Origin of the sequence: Onishia taeanensis (assembly GCF_013349955.1) — a bacterium.
GTDB classification, from domain to species: Bacteria; Pseudomonadota; Gammaproteobacteria; order Pseudomonadales; family Halomonadaceae; genus Onishia; species Onishia taeanensis_B.
In genome coordinates, this window is record NZ_JABVXC010000017.1 from 17957 (window position 1) to 38606 (window position 20650).

General features: G+C 64.2%; 16 protein-coding genes. 6 read left to right on the forward strand and 10 right to left on the reverse strand.

Annotated elements, in window-relative coordinates:
- Window positions 1-55: 55 nt before the first annotated feature.
- The 4 genes from HUS66_RS15980 to HUS66_RS15995 form a co-directional block, all read right to left on the reverse strand.
- Entirely contained in the window at window positions 56-496 is a 441-nt protein-coding gene (locus HUS66_RS15980; protein WP_175072190.1) for a DUF411 domain-containing protein, read from the reverse strand.
- A gap of 79 nt (window positions 497-575) precedes the next feature.
- Entirely contained in the window at window positions 576-2930 is a 2355-nt protein-coding gene (locus HUS66_RS15985) for a copper-transporting P-type ATPase (RefSeq protein WP_282847623.1), read from the reverse strand.
- Between the two features lie 370 nt (window positions 2931-3300).
- On the reverse strand, window positions 3301-4275 hold the full coding sequence (locus HUS66_RS15990; protein WP_254628871.1) for a ketopantoate reductase family protein: 975 nt from the start codon (window positions 4273-4275) through the stop codon (window positions 3301-3303).
- Window positions 4272-6299: a DNA topoisomerase III gene (locus tag HUS66_RS15995; RefSeq protein WP_175072191.1), complete on the reverse strand. Its 2028-nt coding sequence runs from the start codon at window positions 6297-6299 to the stop codon at window positions 4272-4274. The genes HUS66_RS15990 and HUS66_RS15995 overlap by 4 nt, the downstream gene beginning before the upstream one ends.
- Before the next feature lie 135 nt (window positions 6300-6434).
- Here HUS66_RS15995 and HUS66_RS16000 point away from each other — a divergent pair, with 135 nt between their 5' ends.
- On the forward strand, window positions 6435-7682 hold the full coding sequence (locus HUS66_RS16000) for an ABC1 kinase family protein (protein WP_175072192.1): 1248 nt from the start codon (window positions 6435-6437) through the stop codon (window positions 7680-7682).
- Between the two features lie 42 nt (window positions 7683-7724).
- Here HUS66_RS16000 and HUS66_RS16005 read toward each other — a convergent pair whose 3' ends face one another.
- A complete protein-coding gene (locus HUS66_RS16005; protein WP_175072193.1) occupies window positions 7725-9662 on the reverse strand; it encodes a hypothetical protein in 1938 nt (645 codons plus the stop codon).
- 255 nt (window positions 9663-9917) lie between these two features.
- Between HUS66_RS16005 and HUS66_RS16010 the strand changes: the two genes are divergently transcribed.
- Both HUS66_RS16010 and HUS66_RS16015 read left to right on the forward strand, forming a co-directional pair.
- A complete protein-coding gene (locus tag HUS66_RS16010) occupies window positions 9918-10814 on the forward strand; it encodes a homocysteine S-methyltransferase family protein (RefSeq protein ID WP_175072194.1) in 897 nt (298 codons plus the stop codon).
- Between the two features lie 185 nt (window positions 10815-10999).
- On the forward strand, window positions 11000-12826 hold the full coding sequence (locus tag HUS66_RS16015) for an SEC-C metal-binding domain-containing protein (RefSeq protein ID WP_175072195.1): 1827 nt from the start codon (window positions 11000-11002) through the stop codon (window positions 12824-12826).
- Window positions 12827-12982: 156 nt separating this feature from the next.
- On the opposite strand, the gene HUS66_RS16020 is transcribed toward HUS66_RS16015, so the two are convergent.
- Window positions 12983-14329 (reverse strand): AmpG family muropeptide MFS transporter, encoded by a 1347-nt coding sequence (locus HUS66_RS16020; protein WP_175072196.1) that lies wholly within the window; start codon window positions 14327-14329, stop codon window positions 12983-12985.
- Window positions 14330-14580: 251 nt separating this feature from the next.
- On the opposite strand from HUS66_RS16020, the gene rfaH reads away from it, so the two are divergent.
- From rfaH to ccoM, 3 genes are all read left to right on the forward strand, one after another.
- Window positions 14581-15138, forward strand: coding sequence for a transcription/translation regulatory transformer protein RfaH (gene rfaH / locus HUS66_RS16025; RefSeq protein WP_175072197.1), 558 nt, complete (start codon window positions 14581-14583; stop codon window positions 15136-15138).
- A gap of 37 nt (window positions 15139-15175) precedes the next feature.
- Window positions 15176-15682 carry an FKBP-type peptidyl-prolyl cis-trans isomerase gene (locus HUS66_RS16030; protein WP_175072198.1) on the forward strand — a complete coding sequence of 169 codons (507 nt, stop codon included), beginning with the start codon at window positions 15176-15178 and terminating at the stop codon, window positions 15680-15682.
- A gap of 135 nt (window positions 15683-15817) precedes the next feature.
- Window positions 15818-15940, forward strand: coding sequence for a cytochrome c oxidase subunit CcoM (ccoM, locus tag HUS66_RS17985; RefSeq protein WP_282847629.1), 123 nt, complete (start codon window positions 15818-15820; stop codon window positions 15938-15940).
- Window positions 15941-16136: 196 nt separating this feature from the next.
- Here ccoM and HUS66_RS16035 read toward each other — a convergent pair whose 3' ends face one another.
- The 4 genes from HUS66_RS16035 to HUS66_RS16050 form a co-directional block, all read right to left on the reverse strand.
- Window positions 16137-16658 (reverse strand): group I truncated hemoglobin, encoded by a 522-nt coding sequence (locus tag HUS66_RS16035; RefSeq protein ID WP_254628872.1) that lies wholly within the window; start codon window positions 16656-16658, stop codon window positions 16137-16139.
- A gap of 92 nt (window positions 16659-16750) precedes the next feature.
- A complete protein-coding gene (locus HUS66_RS16040) occupies window positions 16751-17602 on the reverse strand; it encodes a DUF3034 family protein (RefSeq protein ID WP_175072200.1) in 852 nt (283 codons plus the stop codon).
- A gap of 2 nt (window positions 17603-17604) precedes the next feature.
- Window positions 17605-19935 (reverse strand): putative bifunctional diguanylate cyclase/phosphodiesterase, encoded by a 2331-nt coding sequence (locus HUS66_RS16045; protein WP_175072201.1) that lies wholly within the window; start codon window positions 19933-19935, stop codon window positions 17605-17607.
- 7 nt (window positions 19936-19942) lie between these two features.
- Window positions 19943-20614, reverse strand: coding sequence for a Cupredoxin (locus tag HUS66_RS16050; protein WP_175072202.1), 672 nt, complete (start codon window positions 20612-20614; stop codon window positions 19943-19945).
- Window positions 20615-20650 lie beyond the last annotated feature (36 nt).

Genomic DNA, 20650 nt, shown 5'->3' on the forward strand with positions numbered 1-20650 from the left:
AGAATGTTTCACCAGTGTGCAGCCGTTGGCTTAAGCGTTGCTTAAGTCAAGCCAGTCAAAGGGTCATGAATGGCCTAGCCTGCCCGTCAGTGAATTGATAGACCTCATAGGGTGCGAGCTGCTCCCCGGGCATGCCCGGAGTGCCCTGAGGCATGCCGCCCAGTCCGATGCCGTCGATCTCAGGGCGCTGCTCAAAGAGCATCTCCAGGGCGGCGATGGGCACATGCCCCTCGATGACGTAGCCATCCATCATGACGGTATGGCAGGACCCCTGGCCGTAGGGGATGCCGGCCGCTTCCTTGATCTGTCCCATGGGCTGGCTGTCGATCACTTCGACGTCGATGCCGCTGGACTCGAGATGACGGGCATAGGTCTCGCAGCAACCACAGGACGGGGTCTTGTAGAGGCGGGCGCTGCCCGGCAGCGCGGCGTGGGCTGTGCTGGCGCCAAGCAACAGGCTGCCGGCGAGACACAGTGCGGTGACTTGAGTTTGCATGGTGAGATGACCTCTCGAGAGTGCCGTTGGGCAACGCTGGCTCAAACGCCAGCGTGCGCTTCGATCACAAGATGTAGGATCAGATGTTTGTTCGGCGCAGTCGTAGGGCATTGCCCACCACCGACACCGAACTCAATGACATGGCCGCAGCGGCGAAGATCGGCGACAGCAAGAGGCCAAAGGCGGGGTACAGCACCCCGGCGGCAATAGGCACGCCGAGGCTATTGTAGGCGAAGGCAAAGAACAGGTTCTGCTTGATATTGCGCATGGTGGCGCGACTTAGCCGGCGAGCACGCACGATGCCCATCAGGTCACCCTTGACCAGGGTCACACCGGCGCTTTCCATGGCGACATCGGTGCCGGTGCCCATGGCGATGCCGACCTGGGCCTGGGCGAGCGCCGGGGCATCGTTGATGCCGTCGCCGGCCATGGCGACGAAGCGCCCCTCGGCCTGCAGTGCCTTGACCTTCTCGGCCTTCTGCTCTGGCAACACCCCGGCGATGATCTCGTCTATCCCCAGCTCCTTAGCCACGGCTCCCGCCGTGGTTTGGCTGTCACCGGTGAGCATGACGATGCGGATGCCTTCTTCATGCAGGGCACGGATAGCTTCCGCCGTCGTGTCCTTGATCGGATCGGCGACCGTGACGAGCCCCGCTGGCTTGCCATCCACGGCCACGAACATCGCCGTCTTGCCCTCGGCCCGCAGGGATTCGGCACGCTCCGTGAGCGCCGAGGCTTCGATATCCAGGCTTTCCATCAGGGCGCGATTGCCCAGCGCTACCTGCCGTTCGCCGACCCGGCCGGTGACCCCCTTGCCGGTGATGGAGGCGAAGTCGGTATAGCGTTCCAGGGAGACCTCGCGCGTCTCGGCGCCCTGGACGATGGCAGCGGCGAGCGGATGCTCGCTGCCACGTTCCAGCGTTGCCGCCAGGCCCAGCACCTGCGCTTCCGAGAAGCCCTCGGCGGCCACCACATCCTGCAACCTGGGGCGCCCCTCTGTGAGGGTGCCGGTCTTGTCGACCACCAGGGTGTCGACATCACGCAGCGTTTGAATCGCTTCAGCGTTCTTGAACAGCACGCCCAGCGACGCGCCCTTGCCACTGGCGACCATGATCGACATCGGGGTCGCCAGGCCCAGCGCACAGGGGCAGGCGATGATCAGCACCGCCACGGCATTGATCAGCGCGTAGGCCATTGCCGGCTCGGGTCCGAACAGGCTCCAGATGATGAAGGTGGCGACGGCTGCGAGCACCACGGCCGGCACGAAGTAGGCGGCCACCACGTCCACCAGGTTCTGGATCGGGGCGCGGCTTCGGCTGGCTTCGGCGACCATCTGCACGATCTGAGCGAGAAGGGTGTCGCTGCCCACCCGCTGCGCCTCGATGACCAGCGCGCCGGTGCCGTTGATGGTGGCGCCGATGACCTTGTCGTGGGTCTTCTTCTCGACGGGAATCGGTTCCCCGGTGATCATTGATTCGTCCAGCGAAGAGTTGCCCTCGATGACGACGCCGTCCACCGGCACTTTCTCGCCGGGGTGGACCCGCAGCCGGTCGCCGATCTGCACCTGCTCCAGCGCTACATCCTCTTCGCTGCCGTCGTCACTGATCCGGCGGGCGGTCTTTGGCGCCATCCCCAGCAGTGCCTTGATCGCGGAGTTGGTCTGGCTGCGCGCCCGCAGCTCCATGACCTGGCCGAGCAACACCAGGGTGACGATCATCGCGGCGGCTTCGAAGTAGACGCTGACCTGGCCGGCCTCGTCGCGGAAGGAAAGCGGGAAGATGTGCGGAAACACCGCGGCGATCAGGCTATACAGGTAGGCGACGCCCGTGCCCAGCGCGATCAGGGTGAACATGTTGGGGCTTGTGTTGATCACCGAGCGATAGCCGCGCACGAAGAAGGGCCAGCCGCTCCACAGCACCACCGGCGTGGCCAGTGTCAGCTCCAGCCACACCCGGATGCCGTGAGGCACCAGAGCTCCCATGTCGACGCCGGGCACCATCCCGCCCATGGCCAGCAGGAACAGCGGCACGGTGAGCGCGACGCCAACCCAGAAGCGACGGGTCATGTCGATGAGCTCGGGGTTCTCCTCAGCATCGGCACTCACTTGCCGCGGCTCGAGTGCCATGCCGCACTTGGGGCACTCGCCGGATTCGTCACGGACGATCTCCGGGTGCATGGGGCAGATCCACTCGGTTTTCTGTGACGCAGCCGTCGGCGCCATCGGCTCGAGTGCCATGCCGCACTTGGGACACTCCCCCGGTTTGTCCTTGATGACTTCCGGATGCATCGGGCAGGTGTAACGTTCGTCCGTCTCGCGACTCCCCTTGTGATCACTCTGTTGGCTTGCGTAGTTTTGGTGGTGGCCCGTTTCACCACTGTCTTTTGGCGATGCCGAAGCATCCCGTTGACCATGTTCGTGATCGTGCTGCGTCATGGGGTCGTCTCCGTCACGTACTTGTCGTGCTTCAAGTCTGTTTCCCCGCCTCTAGCCGGAGTGAAACGAGCAGAAGGAGAAAGAACTCCCCTGCGGGTATTTAGCCATTACATACAGCAAGCCTAGAACCCTTGTGTTAGCCAAGGGTCAAGCAAAGTGTCATGGACATGCCCGTCGGTGCATGGCGGGGCGCTGCTTGACCAGGCATGGCGGCCTAACGCGAGGATGAAAGAGGCAGGGGGTAAGGAAGAAAGGAGGGGGATGGAAGAAGAATCCGCGCCGCCGGGCAGTGCATGGCGGCGAGGGCCGCACGCTATGCGTACCCGCTTTTTGGGTACAACTTTTTTCGATTCAATTTTTTCGCATAAAACTAAGGCGTGATGGCCCAGAGGGCGTCAAGCCTGGGGATGGCGATGGCGATGGCGTGACGCCGGGCGGCCGCCTGCAGCGGGCCGAGGATGGAATCGACCTCGGTGGGCCGGCCCGCCAGCACGTCCTGCAGCATCGAGGCGCGGTTATTGGCGGTCGCCTCCACTACGCCCCACACCAGCGCCGACCAGCAGCTAGTGGGCGCGGGCATGCCCTCGGCTGCCATGATCAAGGCGAGTTCTGTTACCAGCGCTTCGACCATCGGTCGGAAGGGACGATCCCTGAGCTGGCCGTTGCGGATCCGAAAGCGCGCCACCAGAGGGTTGATGGCGGCATTGACCGCGAGCTTGTGCCAGAGTCTGACGCGGATGTTATCGACCGCCTGACAGGGCAGGCCCGCCGCGGCAAGGGTCTCGGCCAGCCAGCCGGCAAGGTCTGGGTAGGTGCCATCGAGGTGGCCAATCACGGTGCGACCATGGCCGGCGTGCACCACGGCCTGACGCTGTGGCGTGTCGTCCACGAAGGCGCCCTCGGTGGTGCTGGCGCAGAGCACTGGGCCGGACCAGGACCGGGTCAGGGTCTCCTGGACGCCGAAGCCGTTCTGCCAGAGCACCAGCGGCGTGGTGGCGGGCACTCGACCCTTCAAGGCTGCTATGGCCGCTTCGGCACTCTGTGCCTTGGTGGTCAGGTGGATCATCGTCGGGGGCATCGTGGGCAGGGCATTCGGCGTGGCACCGGGCAGCGCGCGTGGGATCTGCTCGCCCTCTGGCGTGGTCAGCGTCAGCCGGCCTGGCGGCTCGCGTCGCCCGATCAGGACCACCGGTAACTGGCCCGCCAGCCGCAAGGCAAGCAGCCGCCCCACGGCGCCGGGGCCGACGACCCAGTGATTCGGCTGCGCATGCGGGGAGCGCTGAGCCGGGGTCGTCTCGCTTCTGGCCGTCTCGTTCTTGTTCATCTTGTTCTGGGGCGTGTTCATGCGTCGTCCGTCTTCTTGCTGCGCGGTTTGCTCGTCCCGGCCTTGCGACGCCCGCTCGAGGTGCCGGTCGTCTTGCCGGAGGCGCTTTGGGTCGATGAACGCTTGCTCGAACCGCGCTTGGTGGTTGCCCCCTTGCCGGTGCCTGACCGGCGCGGCTTGCGTTTTGATGGGGCAGCGCTCGGCGCGGCCGGCGCTACCCCGCGTGCATCACTCAGGGCGCTGCGCATGCGCCCGGCGTCGGCGGCGCCCAGCAGTCCTCGCAGGTCCTCGACCAGGCCCGAAAGGAAGGGCGACGGGTCGCTGCCGGTCTCGGCGATGTCGGTCAGGCGCTGTTCCCAAAGCGCGGTGCGTTCGGCGCGGCCGACCGCCTCGGGCAGAGCGTTGATCAGCGCATGGCCGGTCTGGGTGGCCCGCAGGGCCTGCTGCTGGCGCACCAGATAGCCGCGATCGAGCAGCGTTTCGATGATGCCGGCGCGGGTCGCCTCGGTGCCCAGGCCATCGGAGTCACGCAGGGTGCGCTTGACCGCCGGGTCCTGGACATAGCGGGCGATGTTCATCATCGCCTTGATCAGGCTGGCATCGGTGAAGGGCTCCGGCGGCCGGGTCTCGCGATCCTCGACGCCTGTCTCCTGCACTCGGGCCGGTTCGCCTTCGCGCAACGGCGGCAGCGGCGGCGCCTCGTCGCGGGTGGTGAATAGCGGCTTCCAGCCCGGGGCGAGAATCTCCCGGCCCTGGGCGCGAAAGCGCTCCTCTAGGATGGTGAACTCGGCCTTGACCTCGCGGGTCTCGAGGGGCGGATAGAACTGCGCCAGCACGTTACGGGCGATCAGCCGGAAGACATTGGCCTCGGAGGCCGAGAGCCGAGAGAAGTCCGGTCGTGTACCGGTGGGCGACAGGGCGTGGTGGGCACTGACCTTGGCATCGTTGAAGGCCTTGGAGCGCAGCGAAAAGTCGGCGCCGGCAAGCCAGGGGCCCAGGGTGGCATCGCCCTGGCAGGCGTGGGTCAGCGCCTGCCTCGATGGGCCATGGTGAGCGGCAGGCAGATAGCGACAGTCCGAGCGCGGATAGGTGATCAGCTTGTGGCGCTCGTAGAGGCTCTGGCAGGTATCGAGCACCGCCTTGGCCGAGAGCTTGTAGCGACGGGCCGCATCGACCTGCAGCGCCGACAGGGAGTAGGGCAATGGCGCGGCCTGACGGCTTTTCTTGGCGTTGAGGCTGGTAAGCGTGCCCTGGCTGCCCGGCAGGCGGGCGGCCAGGGCCTCGGCGGGGCCGCGCTCGAGCAGGCGACCCTGGTCATCCAGCGGGTTGTGCTCGCCGGGCTGCCACCAGGCCCGCAGCTGGCCGTGTTCGACGGCCAGGTCGACCCACAATACATGGAAGGGGCGCGGCCTGAAGGCGGCGATCTCGGCGTCGCGGCGCACCACCAGCCCGAGCACCGGGGTCTGCACCCGGCCCACCGAGAGCACGCCGTCGTGCCCCGCCTGCCGGCCGGTCAGCGTCCAGGCACGGGTCAGGTTGATGCCATACAGCCAGTCGGCCCGAGAGCGGGTCTCAGCGGCCCGGTACAGCGCCTGGAATTCGCTGTTATCGCGAAGCTGCCCCAGTGCCTTGACCACCGCCGGGCGGTTAAGGTCGTTGACCAGGAGTCGCGCCACCGGCCCGCGCCACTTCAGGTAATCGAGCACCTCCTGTACCAATAGTTGGCCTTCACGATCCGGGTCCCCGGCGTGCACCACGCTGCTGGCTTCCTTGAGCAGCCGGCGGATCACCGCCAACTGACCGCGGGCCTTGGGTCTTGGCATTAGCCGCCAGGGATCGGGAAGGATCGGCAGATGGTCGAGGCGCCATTGCTTGAGGGCCGGGTCGTAGGCATCCGGAGGCGCCTGTTCGAGCAAGTGGCCCAAACACCAGGTCACGGTGGTATCGCCGACCGTCAGGGCACCGTCGCTGCGCCGGGACTGACCGGGTAAGGCATCGGCGATGGCGCGGGCAAGGCTCGGTTTCTCGGCGATAATCAGGCGCATGGAGGTCTCATGAGAGTGAATGGCGGGATACAGGGCGGGCTCGCCAGCTTGTCAAAGTAATGGACATTCTTCCAGTATCCTGGCCGGCTCGCCAGGTGTAACCTGAATCGAAATCCGTACAAGGTTTGTACCATTATGCGAGAACGCGGCAGAACGCGGCGGCTGCTGGGGCTGGGGGCAAGAACCGGCGGCGCGATGCTCAAGACCCGCCTCGGCGGCGAAGCCGATTGGCGCTCGCTGGGAGAGGCGCTGTTCGAGGGGCTATCGGAACTCAAGGGGCCGGCCATGAAGCTGGCCCAGGTCATGTCGCAGTGGGATGACCTGCTGCCGCCGGAGCTTGCCAACGAGCTCGCTCGCCTGCAGCGCCAGGCAGAGCCGATGCCCTGGGAGAAGATCCGTACCACCCTCGAGGCCGAATACGGCGATCTCGAGGCGCGTTTCGCCAATATCGAGGCGCGTCCCTTCGCCAGTGCTTCGATGGGGCAGGTGCATCGTGCCACGACTCACGAGGGTGAGACCCTGGTGCTCAAGGTGCAATATCCCGGGCTCGAGGATGTGCTGGAGAGCGATCTTGCCCAGGTGCGGCGCATGATGCGTCTGGGCCGCTGGTTCAAGGTGCCGCAGGCGCGCTTGGATGCGCTCTTCGAGGAGCTCGCCGAGAGCCTGCGTGGCGAACTCGACTATCGAGCCGAGGCCGCGGCCCTGACCCGCTATCGCCAGCGCTATGCAGAAAACGCTGATGTCGTCATTCCGGCGCCGATCGAGTCGCTGTGCACCTCACGGGTGCTGGCCATGTCCTATGTGCCGGGCACGCCGCTGCGCGAACTGGATCAGGCGGATGATGCGCTGCGCCAGGCCGTGGCGGTGCGCCTGGCCGATTGGATGACCGAAGAGCTCTTTACCTTCGGTGAGCTGCATGCCGACCCTCATGCCGGCAACTTTGCCGCCGACGCCGAGGGGCGTTTGGTCATCTATGATCTTGGCGCCGTGATCCCGGTACCACAAGCGCGGCTGTGCCAGATGCTCAAGCTGCTCGAGGCTACCCTTGAGGAAGATCCGGTGGCCATGGATGCGGCGTTGCTGGCGATGGGCGGGCGTCAGGGCGAAGGGGCGCCACTGAGTCTTTACCGAGACAGCGCCGCGGCCGTCGCGCCGCTGTTCGCCAGCGGCGTGCAGGATCTTGGCGACGTGCGGGTCCATCGGCGCCTGCGTGAACTCAGCCCACGCGTCTGGGCGGCGATGGATCGTCTTCAGCCGCCGGCGGATACCTTGCTGCTGTCGCGTACGCTCAACGGCCACTATTGGAACTTGGTGCGTCTTCAGGCCCGGCTGGATATGGCCGGGCGAGCCAGGCCGCTGCTCGAGTGGGCGCGGCAGGCCTGAGGCCCTTGATACGTCTCGGCTCTCATCGTCTCAGGTCTGGTTTCAGCGGCGTTCGCCGCCTTTCAGGCCCAGCGCTCGGCGCGCCCTGACCAGGGCACGGTACCAGTCCCGGTGGGGCTTGCCGACCATCGGCGGACGCTGGCTCAGGTAGCTGACGTTCGGCGTGTCAGTGCCAGCATGACTGGCATGGTAGTTGGAGAGCATGGTCAGGGTGGCTTCCCGAGCCCCGTAGTGCTGAGCCAGGAAGTCGATGGCTTCGGGTTCGAGTTCCACGTGGTAGTGGCGCACCAGCGCCAGGGCCAACTGCTCGGCGGGGCGAGATAGGTCGACCTCGATCTCCTTGACCATGGCCGCCCCCATTGCCGCCTTTGCGGCCGCCGACAGGTTGGGTTCCAGCTGGCCGAAATCTGCGGCGTTGGTGCTGTTGATGGCGCGCTGCACCGCCGGCCGGGAAAGATGGATATGCGGCTCGAGCGCCAGGGCGATCTCGACCGCCAGGCGCTTGGAGACCTCGACGCCGACCGACAGCCGACGCTCGCGTTCGATGCCCAGGGTGGTGCGGCGATGCTGATCGAATTCGCTGCTGCCCAGGTGTTTGACGAGCCGCTTGCAGACCTTAGCCTTGGCTTCGTCATCGAGCTCGATGACATGCTCGCGTATGCGCAGGCCACGCCGACCGGGGCTCAGCTGCAGGCGAGCCCCGGCGCTGTCCTGAGCATGGCTGATGCGCTCCCAGCGTTCGACCATCTTGAGCAGCTGGGCATGGTGGCGACCCACTTGCTCATAGGCCTCCGATACTTGCTTGTGCAGGCGTACGGCATTGGCCAGAAGTTCGGCCTTTTGATCCAGGGCGCGGCGATGCTGGCTCTGGCCGCTGCGTACCGCCTTGGCCAGATGCTGGATCTGCTCGGCAAGGGCATCCATGGCGTTGCGCGAGCGTTCGACCAGTACCTCGGCGCGCAGTCCAGAGGCAGAATCCTCGACCAGGGTACCCGACTGCTCCGCCAGATAGGCCATCAGGGCCTTGAGACGTGAGAGGCCGGTGGCCTGGGCGATACGGTGCCGAGCGCGGGCCTGTTCGAGGGCGTCGAAGGCCTGCGCCAGCCTCCAGCGGCCCTTGTATTCGAAGGTCAGCATGGGGATCTGGCGACCGCTGATCAGCTCGAAGGCCAGAATCAGCATCTCTTCCACGTCCTGCAGCGTCATCAAGAGTTCATCATCCTGCTCGATGGCCGCCAGTACCCGCTCGATGAAGTTGTCATCTCGCGAGACCCCGTGCTGCAGCGCTGGCGCCTGGCCGGTGAAGCGCGCGCGCAACAGATCGGTGGCCTCTGGGGCCAGCGCAGTGAGTTCCTGGAACTGCGGTTCCAGCGTCTCGCCATAGAGCGCGACCATGTCGCGGATACGGGCATGCAGGCCAACACGCCGGTAGATATCGATCTGACTGATGATCCGGGCGCTGTCGCGGTCATCGAGAAGCTCGAGGGCGGCAAGCTCGACGCCCTCGGGTGACAGGTCCTGCTTGCGCAGCAACATGGCGGCGGCCTCGCGACGCCGGGCGTCGCCCTCTAGGCTCTCGACGATTAGATCGCGCGTCGTCAGCAGCAGATCCGGCAGCGCTTTGATGACACGTTCTATCTTGGCGGTGGTCTTCTCGGCGCGGCGCGCCCCGGTGAACTGGTGCACCAGGTTGGCGATGATGCCGGTGGCACCGGTAATCACCGTGTAGCTGATGAAGAAGATGTAGTTTTCGGCGGTGGGGGCGCGCCCATAGCCCAGCAGATAGCCGCCCCAGGCGCCCAGCAGGGTAACGGGCCCCGCGGTCCAGAGAATCTGCAGCAGACTGACCGACCAAGGCACCTTCTCCACGGCGCGGGTAATGCGATCAATCTCGTCTCGACCCTCGCGCTCGAGGCGGACCTGAGATGTCTCGTGTGAAGTGTCCTTGCCACGGCGGCGAAAGGGAATGGGTACGAGCACGGCAGCCTTCATCAGCATCAAACGGGGAAGCCGACAGCCGTCGGCGGGCGACACATTAGCACCCCTTACCCGAGCGCAACAGTCCCGCCATCGGCGTGCTAGAATCTTGTCCCCGCAGGTGCTTGGCCCATGCGTCTTAGATCGCTGTGCGGGTAGCGTTTGACGCGCTGCAAGTGGCGCTGCGCACAGGTGTCGAAATTGTCCGTCGAAAATGCAGTGGTGATGCGAAACGCCAAGCAAGTCAGGAGTCTAGGTATGTCATCAATTGTGCTGCTGGATGGCGGCATGGGTCAGGAGCTTGTCCGTCGTGCTGGCGAACCGCCCACTCCGCTGTGGTCTACCCATATCCTCGAGCACTACCCCGATCTGGTGCAGGGCCTGCATGAGGACTTCATTCGAGCAGGCGCTCGGGTGATTACGCTTGCGACCTACACGGCCACGCCGGAGCGTCTGTCCCGTGACGGCCAGGCCGAGTCTCTCGAGATGTTGCATCAACGAGCGCTGGATTGCGCGCAGAAAGCGGTGACCGCTTGCGGTGAGGACGTAGCGATTGCTGGCTGCCTGCCACCGCTGGTCGCCAGCTATCGGCCCGACCAGTCACCGACCGGCGAGGTCGCATTGGCCAGCTATCGACGTATGGTCACCGCCGGGAAGGGCGTAGATCTGTGGCTGTGCGAGGCGATGGCCTCGCTTGACGAGATGCGCGCGGCGGCAACCGCCGCCGCTGAGACAGGCCTGCCGGTCTGGGTCGCCGTAACGCTCGATGATGCTCGCCCCGATCGCCTGCGTAGCCAGGAGTCGTTGGCCGACGCCGTGGTGCTGGCAGAGTCGCTCGGCGTCCAGGCGCTGCTGCTCAACTGCAGTCAGCCTGAAACCATCGAGGCTAGCCTCGACGTGCTGACCGGTTTCTCCGCAGCGACCGGCGCCTACCCCAATGGGTTTACCTCCGTCGAGGCGCTGGCTCCGGGCGGCACCGTCAGTGCACTTGAAGCACGCCATGATCTTGACCCCGAGGCCTTCACCCGTACGGCGACGCGCTGGATCGATCATGGCATCGAGATCATCGGCGGTTGCTGTGAGGTGGGGCCTGCGCATATCGCGCGGCTGGCCGAATCCCTTGGCGAGCGCGGGCATGCGTTGGTGCGGCCCTGAGCCCAATTTGACCAGATAGCGATACTCGAGCCGAGCGATCATGGCCAGGGGCTCAGCGCTGCGGCTGATGCAGAAAAGCGAGTCAGGTGGACAATAGTGAGGGGCCTGGGGCGGCGTGGTAGCATGCTGTTCTTATTATTAGGTGCAGGTTCGGCCTGCGCAAAGCCTCGGTGAAGGGAGAAGACATGCTGGCGGTATGGGTAGAACAGTTGCTGGGCTTCGCCTCCGGTGCGCTGATGGCGATTCGAAACAACGAGCATTACCCGTCCTTCATGGCCTGGGTGCGCGAGGACGGCCCGGCGCTGGTCGGTGGCAAGCTCTCGCTGGCGCAGGCGCTGGGCCCGGAACTCTGGTCGCAGACGCCGCTTGAACGCTTGGATTTTGCCTGCGAACCGCTGGCACGTCCGGGGCGCAACGAGCCCTGCTGGTGCGATTCTGGCCTCAAGACCAAGCAGTGTTGCGGAGCCGAGCGCTTCCCCGGCCCGATACCCACTCACCTGATGTGGATGCTATCGCTGCGTGAATGGAAGGGCGAGACGCTAAAGGCCGCCTTGGATAGTGGTCAGGCGCCGGCTCAGGCACTGCTCGAGGCCGGGCTGATTGCCGCCGAGGGCGGCCAGCGCGGCCGGGCCCAGCAGATTCTCGAGGCGCTGTTCAATACATCCGACTGGGAGCGTCTGCCGGAGCAGGCCGAACCGGCCTTCGAACTCTTGATCGATCTCTATCAGGAACGCGGTTTTCATAACAAGCGCACCGCACTGCTCGATGAAGTGCTCGATCGAGGCCCGCTCTTTCTGCGTGGCGTGGCGCTCGAGCGGCTGTGCTTGATGTATCTCGACGACGATGACCTGGCAAGCGCCCGGGAGGCCTTCGTGCGCGCCCAGCAGGCGCTGCCGGATTCGCCCACTCTTGCCTATATCGAGGCCATGCTGCTGCTTCATGAAGGTAACGTCGAGGAGGCCGCCGAGCGGGCGCGGTTCTGGTTTCGCCGGCTGTCGCGGCGCGGTGATCTCGACCCAGAGCAGCTCGAGTTCCTGGCCGACCTGGCCGAGAATCCCGGCGCCACCCTGGCCGAGCAGATGGTCAGTTCCGAAGAAGACCTGGCCGACCCCCTGGCAGCCCTTCAGGCGCTTCTCGAGTCGCTACCGATCGCGCCACTTCTCGAGTTCAAGCGGACTGCAGAGGGCAGCCTTGAATTCCATACGACGGCCCGTCAGGACACGCTGTTCGCTGCTTGGCAAAAGCACTTCCAGGTGCTGGTCGATGAAGAAGCAGCACTGGGTTTTGTCGACGATCCCTGGCCTTATGCCAGCGATTGGTTGGGTGAGCTGTGCGCGCATCCCGAGTGGCTCGATTCGCCCCAGGTCGTGCAGTCGTTGACGCTGGCGCTGACCAGTCGCTTTGGCAGTCTGCCGTGGATGGCGCCGAGTCTGTTCGAGCCGCTGGCGGTTCGTCTGGAGCGTTGGTTGACGCAGCTCGAGAGCGAAGGGGAGGGCGACTTCGAATGGGACGCCGCCGATAATGCGGTGTTGCTGCGTACCGGATTGGCGCTGGTGGTGGGCATGGAGCGTGGTGCCCGAGAGCGCTCGAGGGAGCTTGCCGAGCGGCTGCTGAGCCTGGACGCTCAGGACTCGCTGGGTCTGCGTGAGCTGGTGCTCGATCAATTGCTGCGCGAGAGCCGCAACCGCCGGGCCCTGGAGGTCAGCCTGCAGGCCAGCGAGACACCGCCTTTGCTTGGCGTGCTGATGGGCCGGGTGTTGGCGCTGTATCGTCTCGAGCGACTGGATGAGGCCCGCGAGGCACTCGAGGAAGTTCGTCGGATCAATCCGCACGTGATGGCGATGCTCTGCGACCCGAAGGGGCGCGAGGTGCGCGGCCGCCAGGCGGATGCCCCCGAGCCCGGCAGCCGCGCCGAAGCCTGGCAGTACCGCACCCTGATGCGCGATCAGTGGTCCAACACCCAGGGCGCCCTGGGCTGGCTGGATGCACAGCGTCAGAGTCTCAAGCCTTGATGGGGCTGGACCACCCCTGAGCGTGATAAGCCGGGGAGCTGACTTCTGGGTTACAGGCAGGCTCGGCTAGCGCTACTCGGCGCCCGGCTGCGGGCGATCACTGATCGGGCCGCGATGCATATTGCGGCCCGATCTGCCTCATGGGCTGGATATCGGCTAGGTCAGGAGCGCAGACCGGCGATGAATCCACAAGGCTAGCAGGATCGCCGGCAGACCGAGCGCCGATGCCGCCACGAAGAAGGTGGGATAGCCCTGTGCGGCGACTATCATGCCGCCGAAACCGCTTAGAAACTTGCCAGGCAAGGTCATCAGCGATGAGAACAGCGCATACTGGGTGGCGGTGTAGGCTCGCGATGTCAGGCTCGAAAGAAAGGCGATGAAGACCGCGCTGGCCAGTCCGTTGGCCAGGTTATCGGCGGTGATGGTGGCGACCAGCATGGGTAGGCTGTCGCCGGCCAATGCCAGCGAGGCGAACAGCAGATTGGTCAGTGCCACCGCCAGGGCGCCCAGCACCAGGATTGGTCCGATGCCGTAACGCACCACCAGCAGCCCGCCAAGAATCCCGCCCCCGATGCTCATCGCGATACCGAAGACATTGGTGACGTTGGCAATCGTGGCCAGCGAAAAGCCCAGGTCGATGTACAGTGGATTGGCCATCGAGGCCATCGCCAGATCGCTGATGCGAAAGACGCCAACGAAGACCAGGAGCCACAGGGCCTTCAGGCCATGGCGAGCGAAGAAGTCGGTGAAGGGGCAGACCACCGCGCCAATGGCCCAGGCCCCTAGACGACGCAGCCCACGGTGGCGACCCCGGGTTGCCCTGAGGAAGGCGCGTACTCGGGGTTCGTGGATCAATTGCACCGACAGCGACGATCGCCTGGGCTCCGGGCGTAGCAATACCGTCAGCATGCCGACGCTGACCAGCGCGGCCATGGCGAGATAGGCCGCCTGCCAGGAGACCAGTGAGGCGATGTATAAGGCGCCAGCGCCGGCCGCGATCAGGCCGCCCCGATAACCGATGATATAGGTCGAGGCCATGGCGGCCTGGACGTCCTCGGCAGCGGATTCGATGCGAAAGGCGTCGATGGCGATATCCTGGGTGGCCGAGCCGAAGGCCACCAGCAGGGCGAATGTTGCCACCACGGGCAGGCGGCCCTGGGGATCAAGGCTGGAAAGGCCGATCAGTCCCGCTGCGATCATTGCCTGAGCGAGCAACATCCAGCTGCGGCGCTGGCCAAGCAGCGGTGTCAGCCAGGGCAGCGCCAGACGGTCGACCACCGGCGCCCAGAAGAACTTGATCGAATAGAGGATGCCGATCCAGGAGAAGAAGCCGATGGCTGCTACCTCGACGCCGTCGCTGCGCAACCAGGCCGAGAGGGTGGAGAATACCAGCAGAAACGGCAGGCCGGCGGAAAACCCCAGGAATAGCATGGTGATGACCGGTGCACGCAGGTAGACCGCCAGGGCGTCGCGCCAGCTTCGGCGTGGGGATAACGAGGGCATCAAAACACTCCGGAAAAGGGTGGGGCGTACACGTGGTCGCTAGGGCGATGCTAGAATGATCCCTGACTACGTCATATGACGCTATTGAAAATCAAATACCTATCGTTGTGCATGGACGGCGGCGAGGTGGCGGTAGCCGCCAGATGGCCGTTCATGAAGCTCACGATGCACTGCGACCAAAGCGACGAAGCCGTAAGTGTGACAATCGCTGTAGTCGCTGCCAAGGATGCGCGCGAGGAGAAGGGAGACTTATGAGTGATGCCATTGATGGCCAGGGAGATGATGCCGATGGCATCGTGAGTGATGCTATCGCGCGTTGGTATGTGATCCAGTGCAAGGGGAGTGAGTCGTTTCGAGCCGCTGAACATCTCGCCAATCAGGGCTTTGAGGTGTTTCATCCGGTGCTCGAGGTGCAAAAGAAGCGCCGTGGCAAGCTTGCCTGGATCGCTGAGCCGCTGTTTCCCTATTACCTGTTCATTCGCCTGGATCGCATCGCCAGCAACTGGCGGCCGATCCGCTCGACTCGAGGGGTGCTCAAGCTGCTGACCTTCGGCGACGAACCGGTGGCGGTAGCCGATAGCCTGATCGAGACCCTGAGGCGCAATGCCAGTACCTCGCCGGATAACGAAACGGTCAACGTGTATTTTCGTGCCGGCGACAGTGTCGAGATTATCGAGGGGCCTTTCCAGGATCTCAAGGCGGTCTTTGAAGCCCAGAAAGGCGAGGAGCGTGCCATCGTGCTGCTCAATATGCTGCACAAGCAGCAACGCCTGGAAATGCCCATCGCCCAGCTACGCCGCACCCAGTGAACGCTGGGCTGCGCATCCAGCATTAGGAGTGTTCTTCATGCAAATCGCCCCTCATCGGGTCGTCAACCTGCACTATCGCCTGACGGATGCCGACGGCACCCTGCTCGATGACTCCCGTGCCCGTGAGACCCCCCTCGAGTACCTGCATGGTCACGTCAACATTGTGCCTGGCCTTGAGAATGCTCTTGAGGGGCAGGCTTCCGGCGCTACCCTGAGCGCCACCCTGGGCCCTGAGGAAGCCTATGGTCAGCGAGACGAAGCCAAGGTACAGCAGGTGGGCCGTGGATCCTTCCCGGTCGCCGAGTTGACTCCCGGCATGCGCTTTCAGACCCCCGGTGAGGACGGCCCTCAGGTCGTGACGGTGCTCGAGGTCGGTGCCACCCAGGTCACCGTCGACACCAATCATCCATTGGCAGGTGAGACCCTCACCTACGAGCTCGAGGTGCTCTCGGTGCGTGAAGCGACCCGCGCCGAGCTGGCCAAGGGACACCCGCTGCCGGAAGGCACGGATCATGCCAAGGTCGAAGATCGAAAGGTGCTGTGAAGGTGGGAAAAGCTGATCTAGATCAAGCGCCAGGGCTGCCAGATGGCCGAGGCTCGAGAAAATTGACCTAGGTCAGAGCGCTATCTGTCCCCGCCCCTTAGAGTGACGCCATCACGTCGCGGCAGGAGCAGTGCCATGTACTGGGATGAAACCGTGGTTTTCGGACTGGGCACCCTGGGACTGATGATCACCTTCATGATCGGCTGGGTAGGCTTCGTGATACGTGATCATCGGTGCAAGAGCAAACATCGGCACTGACAGCGAAGACGCCCGCAAGGGCATCCAAGCCGCGCGACATGAGTCGTCAGGGGAAGGGGGCTTTGCCTCCTGTGGCCGGCCTTCGGGCCGGCTTTTTTATGTCGATGCGGTTTATGTCCATAGGTTTTATGTCCATAGGTTTTATGGCGGCTCGCCTTTTCCTGCGCGCGCCTGCCCAAGAGCCGACGTGAGGGGCTTACGGCTGACGCAGCATCACCGCATCGTGGAGACGAGCCAGGCGTCCCAGTAACCGGTTGCGCGGACCTGCTGGCACTTGCTGGTCGATCAGTGCGGCACGCAGATGGTCGACCACGGCGTTGAAGTGCGCGTCCGTGATGCCCATCTGCTGGTGGGCACGAGCCATCGAGGGGCCGGCGTAGTCACAGGGGCCGTCGCTGATATCGCATAGCTGGGTGGTGAAGGCCTCGGCGAAGTGATCAATGTTGGTGTTGGCGAAGAAGTCGACGATGCGCTCGTCGCCGGCAATGCGATAGAGGAAGTCATTGACCACGGCGTCGATGACGGGCTTGCCACCAAGAGCGGCATACAGGCTGTCGTCACTGGCGTGTGGCGCCGCACGTGAGCCGGCATCGCCGGTGCTGGCCTGATGAGTGTCCGCACTGGGGGCGGAAGATGAATGAGCGCAGCCGCCCAGCACCGCAAGGCCGATGACCAGCAGGGCCGGCTTCCATATGGCTTGGGCAATACAGGCTCGCAAAGCACTGACTTGAGAAGCATCGCTCCCAAGGGCAGCGTGCCGAGAAGCGCGGCTTCGAGAAACGACGTCATTTGGCGTGTGAAAACAGCCGGTCATAGCGCCACCTGCAGCGAGAGATAGCCGCCTTGCTGGTCGGCCAGGCCGGCGATATCGCCAAGGTCGAGCCAGGCACCGGTCAGCGAGACGTGCTTGTTGAAAAAATGCGCCACATAGATATCACGCCAGTCGCTTTCGGCGGCGACACCCAGGTTGTCGGGTTTCTGGCGATATTCGATGCCGACGACCCAGTCCGGCGCCAGCATCAGCCCCAGTGAGCCCTCCACGACCAGCGAACGGCTAGCCTTCTGATCGCCACCGAATCCCAGCAGCCCGCCCTGGTTGGCGCGGGTCGAGCGCAGGGTCAGGTTGGTCAAGAGATTGCGTCCGCCAACCGCCGCGAACCATAGCTTGCTCGTCGCGAGATAGAGGTCGGTGCCTGCCGTGTCCTTGGCTCCAAGCGCCTTGGCCAGTTCGCCATCGACCATCCGCTTGCGCTGAACCCCCAGGCTCCAGGTGCCCCAGGTGTCATACAGAGGGTCGCCGTAGAGGCGCAGCTTGGCGCCTAGGATATCCTGTTCGAGCCGACCGCCCAGGGTGTCAAGGTCGAAACGTTGCCGAGCCATAGACAGCTCGAGACGGTCCTGTATGTTGCCGGCAATACCGGCTACTCCTAGCGAGTAATCATCCACTCGCGCTTGGCTGACGCTGGCGGTGGCGGCGAACTCACCTTCGCTGGCGGTGCCGGCCAGTACCCCCCAGGGTGATATCCCACCCCCTGACGCCCCCTCGACCTGGGTGACGCCGCCAGTCGCCAGCAGGCGGCTGCCCGCTTGGGCGGCAGGGGCGCTCAGCAGGGCGATAAGGGCCAGCATGATGGGGAGGAAAGACAACCCGGATCGTCTCATCCTCAGGCTCCTTGTGTCGGGGGTTGCTGGGCTTGATAGCGCTCGACCCATGAAGTGACCTCGTCTGCGGGCAGCGGGCGGGCAATCAGATAGCCCTGCAGGTAGTGGCAGCCGAAGCCTTTCAACATGCTGCGGATCGCCTCGTTCTCGACGCCCTCCGCCACGACCTTGAGGCCGAGGTTCTGACCGAGCTCGATGGTCGAGCGCACGATCACCTCATCGTCTGGTGAGTCATCCAGGCGCAGGATGAATGACTTGTCGATCTTGAGCTCCTGCACCGGCAGCCGCTTCAGTTGGGCGAGGGACGAATAACCGGTACCGAAGTCGTCGATCGCCAGCGTCATGCCAGCACCGCGCAGCTCTTCCAGATGGCGCGTGGCGAGTGCCGGGTCCTTGATGATGGTACTCTCGGTCACTTCCAGTCCCAATTGGTCGGGCACTAGGCCGTTTCTCACCAGCACCTCTTGCAGCCGCGCTGTCAGGGTCTCGTCCATGATGTCTTCGGCCGACAGGTTGATGGCCACGCGCAGAACCTGGCCCTGTGTCTGCCAATGATGTAGCTGGGCGCAGACGGTGTCGATCATCCAGCTACTGAGCATGCGGATATTGCCAGAGCGCTCGGCCAAGGTGATGAATTCGTCGGGAGGAATGAAACCTAGGGTCGGGTGCTCCCAGCGCATCAGTGCCTCGAATTGGACGATATTGCCGTTCGTGGCCAGCACCTTGGGTTGGTAGACCATGGTCAGTTGATGCTGTTCTACCGCGTCATGCAGGTCGCGGATCAGGGTCAACTGACGCAGGTGCCGCTCGTCTTGGCCGGCAATATAACGCTGGTGTGCGTGGTGGTGATGGCGGGCGATATCCAGGGCCACGTCGGCGCGTCGCATCAACAGGTGCGGGGTGTCGCCATCCTCGGGATAGCGAACCTCGCCGAACGACAGTTGTGGACGAATGGGCGATCCCTCCAGGTCGATTGGCTCGGCGAGTTCATGCTGGAGCGCCTCGAGCCAGTCGGGCGGGCAGGCCGGAGTATTCAGGCGCAGCAGGAACTCGTCCCCGCCGATGCGGTAGGCCTGCACGGTTGGTGCCGGCAAGCGATCGAGCCGGCGTGACAGCGTGATCAATACTCGGTCACCGAGGGCGTAGCCGAAGGTATCATTGATGCGGCGGAAGTCGCCGATCGCCATGCGTAGCAGGGTGAAACCGCTCCCTCTTGCGATATCTCGCTGAACGTCGTGCTGCGCCGATGTGCGGTTGGGGAGATCTGTCAAAATATCATGCCGAGACTGGTGCAGGAGGCTTGCCTCCCGCTGTGCGATGTCTTCCTGCATGGTCATGAGTGTGTCAGCCAGCACGCGCATCTCGCCGTGCTGACCGGACTTGATGTCGGCTATTTGCTCGCCCTGGCCAATGCGCCTGGCGGCGTCGGCGAGTCGGCGCAATGGGCGACTGATGCCTTTGGCGCTGAATGCCGCGACCACGGCTGTCAGCGTTAGGGTGATGGCGAACAGCGCCAGCAACTGCCACTGAATATGGCGATAGGGTGCCATCAGGTTCGTGCGTGACGCCTGGATCAGAGCGAAGGCTTCATCTTCACCGCTGCGGCGCAGCAAGCGGGCCCGGGTTAGGTAGTCGGCGTTTGCATCCAGTTCCGCAACGGAGCCCATACCATCCAGTGCGGTTAGCAGTTGGGTCATTTCTTCGGGCGGCAGGTCCGTGCGAGACGTCGCCGTATAGGTTGCTTGGTTCTGGCCGAGTTGGTGGCCAATGAAGCTGACTGGTAGCCGGGTGAGGGTATTGATCTCCTTGGCGAGTTCGGCATCTAGCCGAAAGCCCATGCCCGCCCAACCAATCAGGTTGGGCGCATGCACGGGCAATAGGACGAATTGGTATGGAATTCCGTCCTGCAATACTACTTCGACGCTGCCCTGGCCTTCCTGAGCTGCGCGCCATAGTCCCTTGAAGGGCAGTTGACTGCCGGTCTCGTGATGGCTGCTTGCCAGCAAGCGCCCGTTGGGATCGGCGAGCAGTACCATATCTGCCTCGGCGCGGGTGCCATGATTGATCAGCACCGATTCGAGCGTGGAGGTGTCCTTAGTGGCCACTGCACTCTTGAAACCGAAGTCGTCGGTAAGGATATCGACCGTATCACGCAGTCGCTGGCCGCGGGCATCGAGCACCTCACGCAGCATGCTCAGGCCGACATCCAGATTGCGCTGGCCGGACGCCATGATGTCGGCACGGATGGCGCTTAATGTGGCGGCAGCGGTGACGATCTGGGCCAGTATCACCACCGATAGCATGGTAATCAGCAGGCGGGAGCGGAACGTCATACGGGCCTCACTGGCTCAGGGCGCGGTCGAAGCGCTGTTGCAGCGTCGACTGCTCGGCTGCAGATTTCTCTGGGACTGAGAGCGACAGGGAAACGCTGCGCACATCGCTATCGCCGAGCGGCTGGGGGGCTTCCCACCATTGTTGATGGGTTTCCTCGAGACGAGGATGCCAGACCCGCAGATGGTGTTCGCCTGGTGGCAGATCCGTCAGGTTGACTTGGCCATTTTCGTCGGTGATCGCGAAAGACGCGGCATCGCTGACCACGATGAAGGCCTGCATGTGGTCGTGGATGTTGCAGCCGAGGACCGCCACCCCGGCCGTATCGAATAGTACGGGGGGCGGTGTCTCCTGTCGGTAGAGGTTCAAGTCGAAGACACCGGTGGGCGAAAAGGAATAGACATGGTGGCGAGTGGTATCGCGATTGGGAAAGCTGACGCGGCTGCCTGTGCCTACCACACTGACATGGGGATGGAAGGCGGCATTGCGTTGGAAGATCTCCTCCGATGACGGGGTCGCCTTGGGCGCGCCCTCGGTATCGACCTCGACCACTGCTTCTGTGAGCGGTTCCCCGGTTGCGGCATCGGTGACGGTGATGCGCGCGGCCTGGGCGGCCAGACTATTCCAGAGGCCTGTGGCCAACAACAAGGCGCTTAGCAATACGTGAGGGGCTCTGGTCACATGGGGTCCTTTTCTTGCTGGCGTTTCATAGGAGGG